Below are 17,951 nucleotides of genomic sequence, written 5' to 3'. Positions count from 1 at the left end.
GCAAATGCGAAACGAACCCGCATTAGGGTCATTACCCGTCCCGCCACCGCAACCCACCCACCTCGACCCACCCCCGGCGCCGGCGGCTGATCAAGAGCTTTTGGTCGTGCTCCTCGCAGTTCGTGACGCAAACTTCTTGATCAACGCGACTGTGGGGTTGGGGAGCGGGGTTGAGGGAGGGCTCCTTCGGGGCGCCGGGTGGCGGCCCGGAGGAGCCCTCCGGCTATGTGGTCTGGCTCTCGGTGTGTCTCAGCCGAAGCAGCGGTCCGGAATGACCGGGCTGCCGAGGCAGTTGGTCGGGCGGTTGTCGATGACCGTGGACTTGCTGTCGATCTCGACGCGGTCGTTGTTGGTGAAGATGCCGCCCGGCTTCTTGGTGGAGAAGTTGAAGGCCACCTTCGACCGGATCAGGCTGACCTTGCCGCCGTCGTTGAAGATCCCGCCGGCCTGTGCGTACCTGCCGACCGCCTGGTTGGCGAGTACCTCGGTGTCCCGCAGCAAGGTGAAACCGAAGTTGAAGATTCCGCCACCGTCGCCGTCGGAGACGTTCTCCTTGACGAGGCTGTGTTCGATGACGGCCTTGGTGCCCTCACCGATGCCGATGCCGCCCGCGCGACCCTGGGTGGAGTTCTTCGCGACGAGCACGTGCTTGAGGGTCAGCTGGCTGTCGACGTTGGCGAGCACACCGCCGACATCGGAGCCCGCGGTGTTGTCGGTGAACTCGCTGTGGCTGGCCGAGGTGGTCCCGCCGTTGTCGGCCAGGCCGCCACCGTCACCCGCGGTCCGGTTGTGGCTGATCTTGCTCTTGAAGATGTAGACGGTGCCGCCCTCGATCCCGTACTTGTCGGACGAGCCGTTGGCGATGCCGCCGCCGCCTTCCTCGGCGCTGTTGCGAACCACCTCGGACTCCTCGACCTGGAGAGTTCCGGCGTTGAAGATGCCGCCGCCGAAGCCGCCAGCGCTGTTGCGCTCGATCAGGCTCCGGTCGATGCGCGTGGCGCCGAAGTTGGCGATGGCACCGCCGTCGCCGGCCGCGTGGTTCTGTACGAAGGTGCTGTGCTCGACGACGGCGCGACCACCCTGGTGGACCAGGAGGCCCGCGCCCTCGGTGGGCGTGTGACCGTGCCCGCCGGTGGGCCACGGAGCCGGCGTCGCCTCCGAACCGGGCCCGGCTCCGGGCGCGGCTGCCGCCTGAGGCGCGGCTGCCGGTGCGGCTGCCGCCTGAGGGGCGACCGCCGGTGTCCCGGGCGCGGCGTCAGCCGCCTCCGGCGTGGCCGTGGGGGCCGTCGCTTCCCCCTTCGACCCCCACCGTACGCGGGGCTTCGAGTCGTCCTTCTTCTTGTCGTCCTTGAGCTGGCCGCCCTTGATGGTCAGGCCCTTGAGGGTGAGTTCCCCGCCGGGGCCGACGTTGAGGATGCGGAACGGCTTGGCCGTCGGATCCCGCTCGATCCGGGTCTTGTCGCCCTTGAGGGTGATCGGCTGGTTGATCCGTGGCAGGCCGTTACCCCACTCGTCGTGCCGGGTCAGCGTGTAGGTGCAGTGCTCAGCCAGCTTCAGGGTCGCGCCGTCGGTCCGGTTGGCCAGGGTGATCGCGTCGATCAGCTTGTCGGTGTCGCACGGCACCTCCTTCACCCGTTCTCGGCCTTCGAAGCGCTTGCCCTTGCCGTCCCGGTCGCCCTTGCCGTCCCGGTCGCCCCGGTCACCCTTGCCGGACTCCGCGCCACCGGTCTCCTCGGCCTTGTCTGCGTCGCTGACGTGCTGTTTCGGTGCCGACGCCTGCGTGTTCGACGCCTGTTGCCGCTCGCCGGACTTCTGGTTACGGGCGGCCACGCCGCCCACGGCGGCCAAGCCGACGACACCGGTCAAGCCGGCTACCCCGGCGGCCACCCAAAGCTTCCGTCGTCCTCGTCTCGGTGGGGCCATGGGGGCCTCACCGGAGGGAGTCGTTAGGTCGTTGGACATCAGAGCCTTCCGCCCTTTCCTGCTACCAAACGGGCTCGCACCACCCGAAGGAGGCACGGGCAGCTACAAATCGGTTGCAGCCTCCGACGACCACCGTATGAGAAGGATCCTCGCGACAAGGGCGTATCCGAAAAACTCGCGCATTAGATATATTTCGGGCATCCGCCGGTCAAGGCGCCAGCCTGGGCAGGAAGCGGGTGACCAGAGCAACAAGAACGGGCCCCGCTCGGGGTGTGCTGGACGTACGAAACGTCGCACACCGCCGGGCGGGGCCCGTCGTGCGGTCGTGGCGCGGTCAGCCGGGCAGGCGCGGGCCCGCCTCACGCTGCTCGGCCAACCAGGTCTCCACCTCGTCGGACCGGCGGGGCAGGCCCGCCGACAGGTTCACCGCACCGGCGCTGGTGACCAGGATGTCGTCCTCGATCCGGATGCCGACGCCGCGCAGCTCCTCGGGGACCAGGTCGTCCTCCGGCTGGAAGTACAACCCCGGCTCGACGGTGAGCACGTACCCCTCGCCGAGGCTGCCGTCGCGGTATGCCTCCTTGCGGGCGTTGGAGCAGTCGTGCACGTCGATGCCGAGCATGTGCCCGAACCCGTGCAGCGTCCAGCGGCGGTAGACGGTGGAGTTCTCGTCCATCGCCTCGTCCACGCTCACCGGCAGCAACCCCAGGTCGGCCAGCCCCTCGGCGAGCACCCGCATGCAGGTCAGGTGGACCTCCTTGAAGGCCACGCCCGGCTTGATGACGTCGATGCCGGCCTGCTGCGAGGCGTACACGATGTCGTAGACCTGCCGCTGCAGTGCGGTGAACCGGCCGTTGACCGGCAGTACCCGGGTCACGTCGGCGGTGTAGAGGTTGCGGCCCTCCACACCCATGTCCATCAGCAGTAGCTCACCCGGCCGGGTGACGCCGTGGTTGTGCACCCAGTGCAGGATCGTGGCGTGCTCGCCGGCGCCGACGATCGAGCCGTAGCCGACGTCGTTGCCGTCGTGCCGGGCCCGCAGCGCGAAGATCCCCTCCAGCAGCCGTTCCGAGACCCCCCGGTCGGCCGGCAGCACCCGGGCCACGTCCTCGAAGCCGCGTACGGTGGCGTCGATCGCCTCCTGCAACTGGCCGATCTCCCACTCGTCCTTGACGAGCTTCTGCTCGGAGATGGCGATGGCCAGCTCCCGGTCCCGGGCCGGCTGGCCCTCCTCGCGTGCCCCGTCGTACGCGCGCACCGCGGCGTCCACCCGCGGATCGAACCCACGCAACACCCGGGTACGCGCCGGGGCCAGGTCGGCCAGCGCCCCGTCCAACTCGGTCAGGTCGACGGTGGGCAGGCCCAGCTCGGTCGACTTCTCGGTAAGCGTGTGCCGCCGCCCCACCCACAGCTCGCCGTGCCGGCTGCGGAAGAACTCGTCGTTCTCCCGCGAGCTGCGCGGCCGCATGTACAGGATGGCGTCGTGCCCCGAACCGTTGGGCCGCATCACCAGCACGCTGTCCGGATCCTGGTCACCGGTCAGGTACGCGAAGTCGCTGCCCGGACGGAACCGGTACTCGGTGTCGTTGGCCCGGATCTTCTCCCCGCCGGTGGGAATCACCAGCGTCTCGCCCGGGAAGGCGGCCGACAGGGCGGCGCGGCGCTTGGCGTAGTTCGGCACCTCCGGTCGGGGGCCGACCGGCAGCGTGGTGTCCCGCCAGCCCTGCCGCATGAACGCCAGGAACGCCGGGGGAAAGTCCGGGTCGTGTGACTCGGTGCCGTCGGCCGGCTTGCCGTCGGTGCGTTCCTCGGTCATGCCCGCTCCCTTCGTGTAGTCGCTGGCCCCGACCGTACCGCGAATCCGGCTCGTTCCGGCCAGGGTGATCATCCCGGCCGGCCCGGGTGACCGCACCGGAGACCGCACCGGACGGCACGCGGCGAGGTCGGCCAGCCGAGCCCGCCCGTGCCGCAACGCCCGATTCGTACGCGTGGAAAGATGGCAAACATGTGCGGACTCCTGGCTTTTTTCAGTGCACGCGGCGACGCCGCCGCTCACCGCGACAGCATCGCCGGAGCGTTGGAATGCCTGCACCACCGCGGCCCGGACGAGACCGGTGTCGAGGTGGTCGGGGACGCCACCGGCCGGTACGCGGACGGGGTGTTCGCGCACAAGCGGTTGGCGATCATCGACGTCGCGCTCAGCCACGAGCCGTTGCCCTACGCCGACGGGCGTTACCTGCTGACCTTCAACGGCGAGATCTACAACTACATCGAGCTGCGCGAGGAGCTGATCCGCGAGCACGGTGCCCGGTTCGCCACCAACGGTGACGGCGAGGTGATCGTCGCCGGCTACCACTACTGGGGCGAGCAGGTGCTCACCCGGCTACGGGGCATGTTCGCCTTCGTCATCTGGGACCGGCAGGCCCGCCGCGCGTTCGGCGCCCGCGACTACTACGGCATCAAGCCGCTGCACTACCTGGAGACCGCCGACGGGCTCTACCTCGCCTCGGAGAAGAAGGCCCTGCTGCCCTTCGCGCACTCCGCGCACATCGGCGACGCCGGGGTCGACACGGCGAACCTCAGCCACTACCTGACCCTCCAGTACGTCCCCGAGCCGGGCACCCTGCACAAGCAGATCAGCCGGATCGGGTCGGGGGAGTACCTCACCTGGACCCCGGGCGGGCGGATCGACGTACGCCGCTGGTACCGCCCGGTGTTCCGACCCGCCCCGGTCGCCGACGAGCAGAAGCTCTACCACGAGATCCGGGAGACGCTGCGCGAGAGCGTACGCATGCACATGCGCTCCGACGTGCCGGTCGGCTCGTTCCTGTCCAGCGGGATCGACTCCACCGCGGTGGTGGCCCTGGCCCGGGAGTTCAACCCGAACATCCTCACCTTCACCGTCGGCTACGACGTACCGGGTTACTCCGAGATCGACGTCGCCCAGGAGTCGGCCCGCCACCTCGACGTGACCACCATCCCGACCAAGATCGGGCCGGAGGACATGATCGAGGCACTGCCGAAGATCGTCTGGCACCTGGACGACCCGGTGGCCGACCCGGCGCTGGTGCCGCTCTACTTCGTCGCCAAGAAGGCCGCCGAGCACGTCACGGTGGTGCTCTCCGGCGAGGGCGCCGACGAGTTCTTCGGCGGTTACACGATCTACCGCGAGCCGCTCTCGCTGAGCAGCGTCAACGGCCTGCCCGGCGGGGTGCAGAAGGGTCTGCGGGCGGTGTCCAAGGCGATCCCGCAGGGCGTCAAGGGCAAGAGCTTCCTGGAGCGCGGCACCACCCCGATCGAGCAGCGCTACTACGGCAACGCGCGGATGTTCACCGAGGAGGAGAAGCAGCACCTGCTGCGTCGCTACGACCCCTCGGTGCGCTATACCGACGTCACCGCGCCGATCTACGCCGAGTGCACCGAGCTCGACGACGTCACCAAGATGCAGTACGTCGACCTCTACACCTGGCTGCGCGGCGACATCCTGGTCAAGGCCGACCGGATCTCCATGGCGCACTCGCTGGAGGTGCGGGTGCCCTTCCTCGACCGCGAGGTCTTCGAGGTGGCGGCCAAGATCCCGGTGGATCTGAAGCTGCCGCCGCGCTCCGACGCCACCAAGTACGCCATGCGCCAGGCGCTGCAGGGCGTGGTGCCGCCGGCCATCGTCAACCGCAAGAAGCTCGGCTTCCCGACCCCGACCCGGGTCTGGCTGCGCGGCGAGATGTACGAGTGGGCCCGGCACGTGTTGACCACCTCGGGCGCCGGTGACCTGCTCGACCTGTCGTACGCGCTGCGGCTGCTGGAGGAGCACAAGCGGGAGGAGGCCGACCACTCCCGCAAGGTGTGGACCGTGCTGATCTTCTGCATCTGGCACGCGATCTTCGTGGCGAAGACCCTGGACCCGGGCATCCAGCGCAACCAGTCCGCCCTGCTCACCAAGCCCGTCGTCGGCTCGATGGTGCGCTGAGGCTCAACCGGCGCTGATACGTGCAAGCGGAAGGGGGCCCCGATCGGGGCCCCCTTCGTGGTGCTTGATGGTCAGCTGGCGGAGCAGGTGACCGTCGGAGTCGAGCTGCTTCCACTGGCAAGGAAGCCGAAGCTCGTGGTGCCGTTGGCCCCGAGGGAGCCGTTGTACGACACGTTGCGGGCCGTCACGGTCGATCCGGACGTGGTGTGCGTCGCGTTCCAGACCTGGCTGATCTGCTGGCCGCTGGACAACGTCCAGCTCGCAGCCCAGCCGTTCAACGGCGAGGTGCCGGTGTTCTTGATCTCCACCTCGCCCTGGAATCCACCGGACCAGCTGTTGGTCACCTTGAAGGTGGCCGAGCAGCCACCGTTACCCGCCGGCGGCGGGGTGGTCGGCGGAGGAGTGGTGGGCGGCGGGGTGGTGGGCGGCGGGGTGGTGGGCGGCGGGTTCGTGCCACCGTTGCCGATGCCGGTCACCTCACCGTTGCCGCCGTCGAAGGTCACGTCGGAGCAACCGAAGAAGTTCTCCTGGCTGTCCGAGCGGACCCAGCGGGAGTAGATGATGTGCCGACCGCTCTTGTTCGCCGGCAGCGTGCCGGTGAAGTAGTAGTGGCCGTCGTTGGTGCCGACCGCGCCGCGCTGCGGCGGGTTGGTCACCGTCAGGAACGGCTGCTCCTCCAGGTCGCTCCAGGCCAGCGCGCGGTTCGGGCTCCAGCTGTTCTTGGTCACGTAGAAGTAGAACGTGCCCGGGTGGTGCGCCCAGTTGCTGTACCGGAACTCCATGGTGCGGCCGGCGGTCAGGTGGGTCAGCGGCCAGTCGTCGCGGGCCAGGTCGAAGCCGCGGAAGCCGGTGGCGCCGCCGCTGCACAGCTGACCGTCGGGGATGAAGCCGGTGGTGCGACCGCCGGCGTCCGAGCGCAGCACGCTGAACCAGTTGTACAGGGAGTTCGCACCGCTCTGCGCGACCGCGGCCGAGCAGGCCGGGTTCTGCGGACGGATCTCGCCGGTGGGGGAGAGGCCGTCACGCCAACAGAGGTAGGTGCGGGCGCCCGGCGTCATCGCCGCGCCGTGCGCGGCGGCCGGGTCGGGGCTGGCGGTCACGGCGACGACCGCGCTCGCAGCGAGGGTGACGGCCGCGAAGAACATCGCGGCCAAACGAGGACGGTGCACAGGTTCTCCTGACTCGCGGGGACACCGGTTTGGTGGCCCCGCCGGAACGCGCGGGGTGACGAGGTACGTCTGACCCGCTGCTGTGGCGGATGCGATCGATGCGGCGACCTGCGCCCAGGGCGGATGGCCCAACAGGCGGGTGCCGTCAGCATTCGGTCGACGCGTAAATGCCCTCGCGTGCGATGAACCCGGCGCCGGTGGCGCGCAGCCCCGCGTCACCCGGCACTACCTATCCCAGCATGCCGGGCGCAACGGCGCAATAGTCATTTCTCGATGTCCGATTTCCACCCACATCCAATACCGCGGCTTGCGCGCCCGAACCGCCCGCACTGTGCCAGCCTGAGCATCACGACTGCCGACGGGAGGGACCGGCTCGATGGGATACGCGGTGGTGCTCGGCGAGGCCCTCGTCGACCTGCTCGACACGGAATGCGACGGCGTACCGGTCTACCGGCAGGCCATCGGCGGTGCCCCGCTGAACGTCGCGGTGGGCATCGCCCGGCTCGGTGGTGCGGCGCAGTTCGTCGGCTCGCTCGGCGACGACGCCCTCGCCGAGCGGATCCGCACCTTCCTCACCACCACGGGGGTCGGCCTGGCCGGCACGGTCACCGCCGCCGTACCGACCACGTTGGCCGTGGCCACCTTCACCGGCGCCGAGCCGGACTTCCGCTTCTACGGCGATCCGCCGTCGTACGCCCTGTTGAAGCCGGACGACCTCGACGTCGCGCTGATCGAGGGCGCGGACGTGCTCTCCTGCGGCTCGATCGTGCTGCTGTCACCGGGGCCGCTGGCCGCCGCGCGGCGGGCCTGGTCGCTGGCGACCGGCCTGCGGGTGTTCGACCCCAACGTCCGGCCACGGCTGCTGTCCGACCCGGCGGCCCTGGCCGCCCTGCGCGAGGTGGTCGCCGAGTTCGCCGCCGGGGCACACCTGGTCAAGCTGAGCAGCGCCGACGCGGAGGCGCTCTATCCGGGCGAGCCGGTCGAGGGTGTGGCCGCCTACCTGCGGGAGCTGGGGGCGGGCACCGTCGTGGTCACCCTCGGTGCCGCCGGCGCGGTGCTCGCCGCCGCCGGTGCCGATCCGGTACGGGTGCCGGCGCCGAGCGTGACCGCGGTCGACGCCACCGGAGCGGGTGACTCGGTGCTGGCCGCCCTCGTCGCCGACCTGCTGGTCGCCGGTGAGCCGAGCGACCCGACGGGGTGGACCGAGCGGGTCGCCTTCGCGCTGCGCGTCGCCGGGCTGGTCTGCGAGCGTGCCGGCGGCGCCGTCGCCATGCCCACCCGAGCCGAGGTCGCCGACCGCTTCCCCACCTGACCGGGCCAGGCACGCCCCGCACCAGGCCGAGCGGGCCCGGCGTCAGGTCAGGCGGTGCCGTCCAACTCGGCGTAGCCGCGGTGGGCGGCCAGCAGCGCGGGGCGGGCCGGGAACGGTGCGTCGGCGGCGACCCGTTCCGGTGGCGTCGAACCGGTGTGCCCGGCCCGGATCAGCCAGGCCAGCTCGACCAACTGGGCGTGCTGTGCCCGGACGAACTCGGTGTCCACCGGCGTACCGTGCCCCGGCACCACCACCGTCGAGTCGGTCGTCCAGCGCAGCAGTTCGGCCACCGCCTCGGGCCACTGCAACGGGTAGGAATCCTCGAATGCGGGCGGCCCGGACTGCTCGACCAGATCACCGGCGACCAGCACGTCGGCGTCGGGTACGTGCACCACCAGGTCGGCGTCGGTGTGCCCCCGACCGGGATGGCGCAGCACCACCTGCCGGCCCCCGATGTCGAGGGTGGCCTCGGTGTGGACGGTGTGGGTGGGTGCCAGCACGGTGACCTCGGCCAGTTCGTCGGCCAGCTCGGGGTGCTCGTCGCGCAGTTCCGCGTACGCCTCGCGGCGGAGCCGTTCCGGGTCGTCGCGCAACGCCGTCGCGGCCAGTTCATGCGCCCAGATCGGGCGCGGCGGGTCGCCGGCGAGGGTGGCGTTGCCGAAGCAGTGGTCGAAGTGGTGATGAGTGTTGACCAGGGTCAACGGATCATTGGTGACCGCGCGTACGGCGGCGCAGAGCTCGACCGCCTGCCCGACGGTGGACAGGGTGTCGACCAGCAGCGCCTCCCCGTCGCCCAGCACCAGCGTGACGTTGACCGCGAGCAACGGCTCCCGCAGCACCAGCACCCGGTCGGCGACCTCGACGAAACTGCCGCTCATGACGACCGGCCCGCCCGCTCGATGAAGCGCTGCCGGTCGAGCACCACCCGCTCCACCCGTCCCTGCGCGACCGTCTGCTCGCCCTCCACGACTGTCACCTCGAAGGTCAGCCGCCGCTTGTCGACAGCCGTCAGTCGGGCCTGCGCCGTCACCGTACGACCGACCGGTGTCGCGGCCAGGTGCTCCAGTTCGACGCGGGTGCCGACGGTGGTCGTCCCGGCGGGCAGGTGACGGGCGGTCGCCGCCACCGTCGCCGCCTCAGCCAGCGCGAGCACCCGTGGGGTGCCGAGCACAGGTACGTCACCGGAGCCGACGGCCTGGGCGGTGTCGTCGTCGGTGACGGTCAACTCGACCCGGGCCGCCAGGCCCGGCGTCAGGACACGATCCGGCTGCTCCTGCATGGCCACAGCGTAGGTGCTCGCCCCGACCCGGGCGCGCAGCCGGCCACCATCACGCTCGATCAGGGCCTGAACAACCGCGACCCGCCGGCGTCGGCCGGCGTCGCGTGGTCACTCCTGGCGGCGGGCGGCGTGACCGCGCGCGGACAACTCCGCCGCCAGCGCCCACGCCTCGGCGAGATCCCGGTCCACCGCCGCGGCCCCGGCCCCGCCCGCCGTGTCGGCGTGCACCGTGGCCAGGCGCAGCCGGCGCTGCAACGGCCCCTGCACCACCCGGACGCTCTGCAACCGGGCGTACGGCACGACCGTCACCTGGCGGGTGAGCAGGCCGGAACGTACTGCGAAGACCTGCTCGGTCAGGCCGGCGCCGAGCACCCGACGGCTGAGCGGGTTGAGCCAGCGGGCCCGCTCCGGCGGCGGCGTCAGTGGCAGCGACGACAGGTCGACCCCCGGCAGCACCTCGGCCACGATCGCCTCGGCGGTGGGGAGGTCACCGACCGGCAGCAGGCGATCCGGCCGGCTGCGCTGGTCCGGCTCGCCGGCGGTGTAGCCCGCCACCTCCAGGCGCAGCCGCAGCCAGCCCTTGAACCGCCAGAGCAGCGGCCAGGTCACCCCGATGGTCTGCACCCGGTGCAGCGGTACGGTCTGCACCCTGGTCTCCAGCAGGCCGTTGCGGATCCGCAGGCGGTCGTCGTCGCGAGCCAGTTGGAACTGCCAGTCGTCGAGGACCCGGCGCACCGGTTGCAACACGATGCCCGCCATCGCGGTCAACGTGCTCGCCACCGCGATGAACGACCAGGTGCCCTCGGACAGGAACTGCGCGGCCACGAAGACCACACCGAACGGCAGCAGGAACGCCTGCGGGGTCAGCAACTGGCTGACCAGCAGATCCTGATTGCGTACGGAGTGCAGTGGCCGGCCGGTCGACGGCTCGGCGTTCGGCGTCGCCGTCGGTGCGTACGGTGGCGCGGCACCTGTCACCCCGGCAGCCGGTGCCCCGGCAGGCGGTCGGCCCGCCAGCGACAGCAGGCGTTGCCGCAGCGCGGACGCCTCGGTGACGCTGAGGAAGGCCAGCGGCGCCTCGGTCTTACCTCCGCCGACCACCTCCAGCCGCAGCTCGGCCAGCCCGGTCAGCTGCGCGAGCAGCGGCCGGACGACCTCGACGGCCTGGAGGCGTTCCAGCGGAATCGCGCGGGTCCGCCGCCAGAGCAGCCCCTCGTGGATCCGCAGCTCCCGGCCCACCACCTGGTAGCCGGTGTTGTACCAACTCACCACGGCCAGCACCGCAGCGCCCAGGACGATCACGGTCACCATCGCGGCGAACCAGCCGAAGCCGACCCGGGACAACGTCGACCAGGACAGCCCGGCGATGACCACCACCAGCGACCTCGCGCTGTGCAGCACCGGGCTCAACGGATGCAGCCGCTGTCGGGTCTGCGCCGTGCCCGGCTGCCCCGACCACCCGTCGGGTGGATACTGCGGCGGCACCGCACCCGGCACATACCCGAGCGGATACCCCACCGGTGGCGGCCCGACCGGCGGCCCAGCGGGTGCCTGCCACCCCGTCGGTGGCCCGACTGGCGGTGGCCCGGCCGGGGGGAGACCCGGCGGCGATTCGGATGGCGGCGTGGTGCCGGGTGATGGCGTGGCGCGCTCCGAGTCCCAGCCGGTGTGGTCGCTCACAGCCCTTCCGCCCGGTCCTCGCCGAGCGCCGTGAGCCGGTCGCGCAACCGGGACGCCTCCGCGGGCCGAAGACCCGGCACCCGGGCGTCGCTCGCCGCCGCGGCGGTGTGCAGCTGCACGGTGGCCAGGTCGAAGGCCCGCTCCAGCGGACCCGCGCTGACATCGACGAACTGCATCCGGGAGTACGGCACGATGGAGAGCCGGCGGACCAGCAGCCCGTGCCGCACCAACAGGTCGTTCTCCCGTTCGGCGTAGCCCCAGGCGCGCACCGCCCGGACGATGGTCACCGCCCGCCAGACGGCGAACACCAGGACCACGCCGAGCGCCAGGCCGAAGGGCCAGGCGCCGGTGAACCCCCAGGCGACCCCGATCATGATCGACAGTACGACCACCACGCCGGACAGCCGCAGCAACTCCACCCAGATCAGATCGGACGAGATCGACTGCCACCGGACGGTGTTCGGCCACGGCTCAAGTGGGCCGGGCTGCCCGGCAGCCGACGCTGGCACCTGGCCGCCCACCTGCTCACCGCTCACGGGGCACGCCTTTCGTTCGCGACTGCGGGGCTCGCAAGCTCACTCCTCGCGCTCACGGTGCTGGCTCTGTTCGCGACTGCGGGGCTCGCAAGCTCACTCCTCGCGCTCACGGGACGGGCCTTCCGTTGTACGCGTCCACTCTTGAAGCGTAGGCGATTCGGTCAGCGGGGCGACCTCGCGCAGGAAGCCCCGCGCGGTGAGGAAATCGCCGAGATGGCCACGGTGCGCGTTGCAAGCGAGCCAGGTCTTGCGTCGCTCGGGCTGGTGCAGGCGCGGATTGTTCCACCGAAGGGACCACTCGGCCGGGGCGTGACAGCCACGGGCCGAACAGACCAGGGTCGTGGCGGTGGAGGGATCGGGCTCGCTCATCCCGGCCAGTCTAGGTCGGCGAATGAGGAGAAGAATTGAGCGCCGGGCGGCCACGGGGGAAGCCGCCCGGCGACGGATGAATGGTACACACGCCGGGGCGCAATCTGTCCACTGGTGATCGGCGATTGGCGTGGCGGCGGACGGCGTGGCGAAAATCGGTCGCTCCCGCCGTCCGTACTGAGCCGGGCATGCGAGGCTTGGTAGCGCACACGCCGCGACGACCGATTCATGCTGTGGAGGACCGGTGGCCCAGCCGACCACGCCCGACGCCCCGACACCGAACGGGACCCAGCCGCAGACGCCCGGCGCGCCGACCACCCCGGCGCAGGACGCGGGCCTGCTGGAGCGGGCCCTGTTCGAGATCAAACGGGTGATCGTCGGGCAGGACCGGATGGTGGAGCGGATGTTCGTGGCCCTGCTCGCCCGGGGGCACTGCCTGCTGGAGGGCGTGCCGGGGGTGGCCAAGACGCTCGCGGTGGAAACCCTGGCCAAGGTCGTCGGTGGCTCGTTCGCCCGGGTGCAGTTCACCCCGGACCTGGTGCCGGCCGACATCATGGGTACCCGGATCTACCGGCAGTCCAGCGAGAAGTTCGACGTCGAGCTGGGCCCGGTCTTCGTCAACTTCCTGCTCGCCGACGAGATCAACCGGGCTCCGGCGAAGGTGCAGTCGGCGCTGCTGGAGGTGATGAGCGAGCGGCAGGTCTCCATCGGCGGGGAGAGCCACCGGGTGCCGAACCCGTTCCTGGTGATGGCGACGCAGAACCCGATCGAGCAGGAGGGGGTCTACCCGCTGCCGGAGGCGCAGCGGGACCGCTTCCTCATGAAGATCGTCGTGGGTTACCCGACCGACGCCGAGGAGCGGGAGATCGTCTACCGGATGGGTGTCGCGCCACCCGAGCCCACCGCCGTGTTCGACACCGACGACCTGATCGCCCTGCAGAACAAGGCCGACCAGGTGTTCGTACACAACGCGCTTGTCGACTACGCGGTGCGGCTGGTGCTGGCCACGCGTACGCCTGCGGAGCACGGCATGCCCGACGTGGCGCAACTGATCCAGTACGGTGCCAGCCCACGGGCCTCGCTCGGGCTGGTCCGGGCGACCCGGGCGCTGGCCCTGCTGCGCGGCCGGGACTACGCCCTGCCGCAGGACGTGCAGGACATCGCGCCGGACATCCTGCGGCACCGGTTGGTGCTCAGCTACGACGCGCTCGCCGACGACGTGCCGGCCGACCACGTGGTGCACCGGGTGATGTCGACCATCCCGATGCCGTCCGTGGCGCCCCGGCAGCAGGCGACCCCGACGCCACCGGCAGCGGTGGCACCGACCTCGGGGTGGCCCGGGCAGCGGCCGTGACCTCCACCACCCCTCCCGCCGGCCACCGGCAACGCGCACCCGACGCGACGGACAACCGCTCCGGCGCGGTGCTGTCCCGGCTGCAACTGCTCGTCACCCGTAAGCTCGACGGCCTGTTGCAGGGCGACTACGCCGGCCTGCTGCCCGGGCCGGGCAGCGAGGCGGGGGAGTCGCGGGAGTACCGCCCCGGCGACGACGTACGCCGGATGGACTGGCCGGTCACCGCCCGCACCACCACCCCGCACGTGCGGCGTACGGTGGCCGACCGGGAACTGGAGACCTGGCTGGCGGTGGACCTGTCGGCGAGCCTGGACTTCGGCACCGGACGATGGCTCAAGCGGGACGTGGTGATCGCCGCGGCGGCGGCCATCACCCATCTGACCGTACGCGGCGGCAACCGCATCGGCGCGGTGGTCGGCAGCGGCGACGAGGTGCCCGCGCCACGCCGGGGTCGCCGGTCGGCACCCGCGCCGGTCGGGCCCGGGCGGCTGGTCCGGATGCCGGCCCGCTCCGGGCGCAAGGAGGCGCAGGGCATGCTGCGCGCCATCGCCGCCACCGAGAGCCGACCCGGCCGCAGCGACCTCGGCGCGCTTGTGGACATGCTCAACCGCCCACCCCGACGGCGTGGCGTCGCGGTGGTCATCTCCGATTTCCTCGCCCCGCCGACCCAGTGGGCCCGCCCGCTGCGCAAACTGCGGGTACGCCACGACGTGCTGGCGATCGAGGTGGTCGACCCGCGCGAACTGGAGCTGCCCGACGTCGGGGTGCTGCCGGTCGTCGACCCGGAGACCGGGGAACTGCACGAGGTGCAGACCGCCGACCCGAGCCTGCGGCACCGGTACGCGGCTGCGGCAGCCGCCCAACGGGCAGAGATCTCCGCCGCGATGCGGGCCGCCGGTGCCGCACACCTACGACTGCGTACGGACCGAGACTGGCTGCTGGACATGGTTCGCTTCGTCGCCGCACAACGGCACGCGCGTACCCGGGGGACGACACGATGATCCGACTGCTCCAACCGTGGTGGCTGCTGGCCGTACTGCCGGTGCTCGCCCTGGCCGCGCTCTACGTCTGGCGTCAGTTGCGCCGCCGCGACTACGCGATGCGGTTCACCAACGTGGACCTGCTGCGTACCGTGGCGCCGAAGGGGCTGGGCTGGCGCCGGCACGTGCCGGCGACCGCGTTCCTGCTCGCCCTGCTGGTGCTGGCCGGCGCCCTGGCCCGCCCGGCGATGGACACCCGGGAACCGCTGGAACGCGCCACCATCATGCTGGCCATCGACGTGTCCCTGTCGATGCAGGCCGACGACGTGCCGCCGACCCGGCTGGAAGGGGCCCAGGAGGCGGCCAAACAGTTCGTCCGGGAACTGCCCGAGACGTACAACGTGGGCCTGGTCTCCTTCGCCAAGTCGGCGAACGTGCTGGTGCCGCCGACCAAGGACCGCCCGGCGGTGACCAGCGCGATCGACGGCCTGGTGCTGGCCGAGGCGACCGCGACCGGTGAGGCGGTCTTCACCTGCCTGGAGGCGATCCGGTCGGTCCCGGCCGACGGCGCGGCCGGCATCCCGCCGGCCCGGATCGTGCTGCTCTCCGACGGCTTCCGCACGGCCGGCCGATCGGTGGAGGAGGCCGCCGCCGCGGCGCAGGCGGCGAACGTACCGGTCTCCACCATCGCGTTCGGCACCGACGCCGGTCACGTCGCCATCGGCGGACAACTGCAACGGGTACCGGTGGACCGGATGGCGCTTGCCGCGCTGGCCGAGACGACCGAGGGCTACTTCTACGAGGCCGCTTCGGTGAGCGAGCTGAAGCAGGTGTACCAGGACATGGGCAGCTCGATCGGCTTCCGCACCGAAGCCCGCGAGATCACCCAGTGGTACGCGGGCATCGCCCTACTGCTCGCCCTCTGCGCCGGCGCCACCAGCCTCCTCTGGTCCTCCCGCATGCTCTGACCCCCACACCCCGCGATGATCGCGCTCGATCCAGGATCGAGCGGCTTCGCGCGCACTGCCAGCCACTCGATCCCATATCGAGCGCGATCTTGCCGGGGTTCCGGGCGTGGGCCCAGTGGACCTCAGGGCCGACGAGGGGCGGGGGTGGTCAGTGGTTGCCGCTGGCGAGGACGAAGAGGACGGCAACCCAGACGGCGGCGAGGGTGAAACCCAGCGGGGCGACGTAGCGGCTCATGACAGGCTCCGGGGTGAGCGGTTCGTCGGCCCGGGACACGGGTGGGCCGGCGAGGAGTGAATCGGGGACGCACACACACGAAGTCGTGACCGGGGGGCTTCCGGGTGGCACCCGCAGGATCGACCACCCCGGCTTGTGGGCCGGAGGGCGGTGGCGGGGTGCGCGGGGAGCGGGCCAGCTCAGGCGGAGTGACGCTCAGCGTGGCTGGCGGTCGGCCCGGCCACGACTGGGAGGATCGCTATCTGGCACAGCGATCACCTCCTGGAGTCGGCTCGGTCCGGGCGATACGGGCCGCGTACGACCCGCAAACGGGAGTCAGCGTACACCCGCGATCGAAGCGGGCGCATCCGGCCGACCCGCCGTCGGACGCCGGGGGACGACTGCCCGACGCCGGTCGGTGGCGGAGTGCGGAAAGGGCTGGCCGCGACCGGTCGAGGGTGGGATGAACCCCCGTCGGCACCGTCCGTCGTCCGAGGTGGAAGTGATCACCGTACGTGCGGTGACGTGGGTCGGGTTAGCGATTACTGTGCGGTAGCGCCTAGTCTCCAACCCGCAGCGATCTTTGGAGGGGACGTACGTGTCTCGAACTGTCTTGGTCACCGGCGGCAACCGCGGCATCGGCCTGGCCATCGCACAGGCCTTCGCCAAGCAGGGTGACCGGGTGGCGATCACGCACCGGGGCAGCGGAGCGCCCGACGGGATCTTCGGCGTGCGTTGTGACGTCACCGACAGCGAGTCGGTCGACGCGGCGTTCGCTGCCGTGGAGGCGGAGTTCGGCCCGGTGGAGGTGCTGGTCGCCAACGCCGGCATCACCGACGACACGCTGCTGCTGCGGATGTCCGAGGAGCAGTTCACCCGGGTGCTGGACACCAACCTGACCGGGGCGTACCGCTGCGCCAAGCGGGCGTCGTCGAAGATGCTGCGGGCCAAGTGGGGTCGCATGATCTTCATTTCGTCGGTGGTCGGCCTTTCCGGCGGCCCCGGCCAGGTCAACTACGCGGCCAGCAAGGCCGGCCTGGTCGGTGTTGCCCGCTCGATCACCCGCGAGCTGGGCACCCGCAACATCACCGCCAACGTCGTCGCACCCGGCTTCATCGAGACCGACATGACCGCCAACCTCTCCGACGACCGCAAGGCGGAGATCCTCAGTTCCATCCCGGCGGGCCGGATGGCCAGCCCGGAGGAGGTCGCCGCGGTCGTCACCTGGCTGGCCGGCGACAGCGCCGGTTACATCTCCGGCGCGGTCATCCCGGTCGACGGCGGCATGGGCATGGGTCACTGAGTACGGAGGAATGAGCATAATGTCCGGACTGCTGGCCGGTAAGCGGCTGCTCGTCAGCGGCGTCATCACCGACGCCTCCATCGCCTTCTCGGTGGCCAAGCTCGCTCAGGAGAACGGCGCCCAGGTCGTGCTGACCGGGTTCGGCCGGCTTTCGCTGGTGGAGCGGATCGCCAAGCGGCTGCCCGAGACGGCGCCCGTGATCGAGCTGGACGTGACCAACCCGGAACACCTCGCCGGGCTCGCCGACTCCGTCCGTGAGCACGTCGACGGCCTCGACGGGGTGGTGCACTCGATCGGGTTCGCCCCGCAGAGCTGCCTCGGCGGCGGGTTCCTCGACGCGTCCTGGGAGGACGTGGCCACCGCGCTGCACGTCTCCACGTACTCCTACAAGTCCCTGGCCATGGCGGCGCTGCCGCTGATGTCGCCGGGCGGTGCGGTGGTCGGGTTGACCTTCGACGCCACCCAGGCCTGGCCGGTGTACGACTGGATGGGTGTGGCCAAGGCCGGCCTGGAGTCCGCCTCCCGCTACCTCGCCCTGCACCTGGGCAAGCAGGGCATCCGCAGCAACCTGGTCGCCGCCGGGCCGCTGCGGACGATGGCCGCCAAGTCGATCCCCGGCTTCGAGCAGTTCGAGGACGCCTGGTCCGAGCGGGCCCCGCTGGGCTGGAACCTCACCGACCAGGAACCGGCCGCGCGGGCCTGCCTGGCGCTGCTGTCGGACTGGTTCCCCGCCACCACCGGCGAGATCGTCCACGTCGACGGCGGCTACCACGCCATCGGCGCGTAGGTGTAAGGAAGGGCCCCCTGTTAACGCCTGCGGTAGAGCAGGGGGCCCCTCTTAACGGCCGGGACCCGGGGGCGTTGCCGGATCGCCGCCCGGCAGGGGCAAGAATGGGA

General features: G+C 71.1%; 16 protein-coding genes. 7 read left to right on the top strand and 9 right to left on the bottom strand.

Annotated features, from left to right (window positions below):
- Window positions 1–249: 249 nt before the first annotated feature.
- Together JMF97_RS04840 and JMF97_RS04835 are read right to left on the bottom strand one after the other, a co-directional pair.
- A complete protein-coding gene (locus JMF97_RS04840) occupies window positions 250–1,887 on the bottom strand; it encodes a right-handed parallel beta-helix repeat-containing protein (RefSeq protein ID WP_438803740.1) in 1,638 nt (545 codons plus the stop codon).
- 370 nt (window positions 1,888–2,257) lie between these two features.
- Window positions 2,258–3,739: an aminopeptidase P family protein gene (locus JMF97_RS04835; protein ID WP_203220435.1), complete on the bottom strand. Its 1,482-nt coding sequence runs from the start codon at window positions 3,737–3,739 to the stop codon at window positions 2,258–2,260.
- 189 nt (window positions 3,740–3,928) lie between these two features.
- Between JMF97_RS04835 and asnB the strand changes: the two genes are divergently transcribed.
- On the top strand, window positions 3,929–5,890 hold the full coding sequence (asnB, locus tag JMF97_RS04830; protein ID WP_203220434.1) for an asparagine synthase (glutamine-hydrolyzing): 1,962 nt from the start codon (window positions 3,929–3,931) through the stop codon (window positions 5,888–5,890).
- 71 nt (window positions 5,891–5,961) lie between these two features.
- Here asnB and JMF97_RS04825 read toward each other — a convergent pair whose 3' ends face one another.
- Window positions 5,962–7,035, bottom strand: coding sequence for a lytic polysaccharide monooxygenase auxiliary activity family 9 protein (locus JMF97_RS04825; RefSeq protein ID WP_203220870.1), 1,074 nt, complete (start codon window positions 7,033–7,035; stop codon window positions 5,962–5,964).
- 400 nt (window positions 7,036–7,435) lie between these two features.
- Here JMF97_RS04825 and JMF97_RS04820 point away from each other — a divergent pair, with 400 nt between their 5' ends.
- A complete protein-coding gene (locus JMF97_RS04820; protein WP_126710538.1) occupies window positions 7,436–8,371 on the top strand; it encodes a PfkB family carbohydrate kinase in 936 nt (311 codons plus the stop codon).
- 47 nt (window positions 8,372–8,418) lie between these two features.
- Here the strand turns inward: JMF97_RS04820 and JMF97_RS04815 are convergent, their stop codons facing one another.
- The 5 genes from JMF97_RS04815 to JMF97_RS04795 form a co-directional block, all read right to left on the bottom strand.
- Window positions 8,419–9,249: an MBL fold metallo-hydrolase gene (locus tag JMF97_RS04815; protein WP_203220433.1), complete on the bottom strand. Its 831-nt coding sequence runs from the start codon at window positions 9,247–9,249 to the stop codon at window positions 8,419–8,421.
- The gene (locus tag JMF97_RS04810) at window positions 9,246–9,650 is read right to left on the bottom strand and encodes a thioesterase family protein (protein ID WP_126710540.1); all 405 of its coding nucleotides are present in this window, start codon (window positions 9,648–9,650) and stop codon (window positions 9,246–9,248) included. The genes JMF97_RS04815 and JMF97_RS04810 overlap by 4 nt, the downstream gene beginning before the upstream one ends.
- 108 nt (window positions 9,651–9,758) lie before the next feature.
- A complete protein-coding gene (locus JMF97_RS04805) occupies window positions 9,759–11,147 on the bottom strand; it encodes a PH domain-containing protein (protein WP_232510836.1) in 1,389 nt (462 codons plus the stop codon).
- Window positions 11,148–11,326: 179 nt separating this feature from the next.
- Entirely contained in the window at window positions 11,327–11,866 is a 540-nt protein-coding gene (locus JMF97_RS04800) for a PH domain-containing protein (protein WP_013734886.1), read from the bottom strand.
- A 93-nt stretch (window positions 11,867–11,959) separates the two neighbouring features.
- Window positions 11,960–12,235: a hypothetical protein gene (locus tag JMF97_RS04795; RefSeq protein WP_203220431.1), complete on the bottom strand. Its 276-nt coding sequence runs from the start codon at window positions 12,233–12,235 to the stop codon at window positions 11,960–11,962.
- Between the two features lie 244 nt (window positions 12,236–12,479).
- Between JMF97_RS04795 and JMF97_RS04790 the strand changes: the two genes are divergently transcribed.
- The 3 genes from JMF97_RS04790 to JMF97_RS04780 are packed head-to-tail and all read left to right on the top strand — an operon-like array spanning window position 12,480 to window position 15,537.
- Entirely contained in the window at window positions 12,480–13,589 is a 1,110-nt protein-coding gene (locus tag JMF97_RS04790) for an AAA family ATPase (protein WP_013734884.1), read from the top strand.
- The gene (locus JMF97_RS04785; protein WP_203220430.1) at window positions 13,568–14,590 is read left to right on the top strand and encodes a DUF58 domain-containing protein; all 1,023 of its coding nucleotides are present in this window, start codon (window positions 13,568–13,570) and stop codon (window positions 14,588–14,590) included. The genes JMF97_RS04790 and JMF97_RS04785 overlap by 22 nt, the downstream gene beginning before the upstream one ends.
- Window positions 14,587–15,537 (top strand): VWA domain-containing protein, encoded by a 951-nt coding sequence (locus JMF97_RS04780; RefSeq protein ID WP_203220429.1) that lies wholly within the window; start codon window positions 14,587–14,589, stop codon window positions 15,535–15,537. The genes JMF97_RS04785 and JMF97_RS04780 overlap by 4 nt, the downstream gene beginning before the upstream one ends.
- A 148-nt stretch (window positions 15,538–15,685) precedes the next feature.
- Here JMF97_RS04780 and JMF97_RS04775 read toward each other — a convergent pair whose 3' ends face one another.
- A complete protein-coding gene (locus JMF97_RS04775; protein ID WP_203220428.1) occupies window positions 15,686–15,847 on the bottom strand; it encodes a hypothetical protein in 162 nt (53 codons plus the stop codon).
- 502 nt (window positions 15,848–16,349) lie between these two features.
- On the opposite strand from JMF97_RS04775, the gene fabG reads away from it, so the two are divergent.
- Both fabG and fabI read left to right on the top strand, forming a co-directional pair.
- Window positions 16,350–17,054 (top strand): 3-oxoacyl-ACP reductase FabG, encoded by a 705-nt coding sequence (gene fabG / locus JMF97_RS04770; protein WP_203220427.1) that lies wholly within the window; start codon window positions 16,350–16,352, stop codon window positions 17,052–17,054.
- Between the two features lie 19 nt (window positions 17,055–17,073).
- A complete protein-coding gene (gene fabI, locus JMF97_RS04765; RefSeq protein WP_203220426.1) occupies window positions 17,074–17,841 on the top strand; it encodes an enoyl-ACP reductase FabI in 768 nt (255 codons plus the stop codon).
- Window positions 17,842–17,951 lie beyond the last annotated feature (110 nt).

The organism is Micromonospora fiedleri (assembly GCF_016774385.1).
Lineage (GTDB): Bacteria > Actinomycetota > Actinomycetes > Mycobacteriales > Micromonosporaceae > Micromonospora > Micromonospora gifhornensis.
Note: the sequence above shows the minus strand (reverse complement) of the source record. Positions and strands in the feature narration are given on the sequence as shown.

Coding starts and splice junctions, on each gene's coding strand:
- JMF97_RS04780 (WP_203220429.1), top strand. CDS start 14,587: ATGATCCGACTGCTCCAACCGTGGTGGCTGCTGGCCGTACTGCCGGTG.
- JMF97_RS04815 (WP_203220433.1), bottom strand. CDS start 9,249: ATGAGCGGCAGTTTCGTCGAGGTCGCCGACCGGGTGCTGGTGCTGCGG.
- JMF97_RS04820 (WP_126710538.1), top strand. CDS start 7,436: ATGGGATACGCGGTGGTGCTCGGCGAGGCCCTCGTCGACCTGCTCGAC.
- asnB (WP_203220434.1), top strand. CDS start 3,929: ATGTGCGGACTCCTGGCTTTTTTCAGTGCACGCGGCGACGCCGCCGCT.
- JMF97_RS04825 (WP_203220870.1), bottom strand. CDS start 7,035: ATGTTCTTCGCGGCCGTCACCCTCGCTGCGAGCGCGGTCGTCGCCGTG.
- JMF97_RS04795 (WP_203220431.1), bottom strand. CDS start 12,235: ATGAGCGAGCCCGATCCCTCCACCGCCACGACCCTGGTCTGTTCGGCC.
- fabI (WP_203220426.1), top strand. CDS start 17,074: ATGTCCGGACTGCTGGCCGGTAAGCGGCTGCTCGTCAGCGGCGTCATC.
- JMF97_RS04835 (WP_203220435.1), bottom strand. CDS start 3,739: ATGACCGAGGAACGCACCGACGGCAAGCCGGCCGACGGCACCGAGTCA.
- JMF97_RS04810 (WP_126710540.1), bottom strand. CDS start 9,650: ATGCAGGAGCAGCCGGATCGTGTCCTGACGCCGGGCCTGGCGGCCCGG.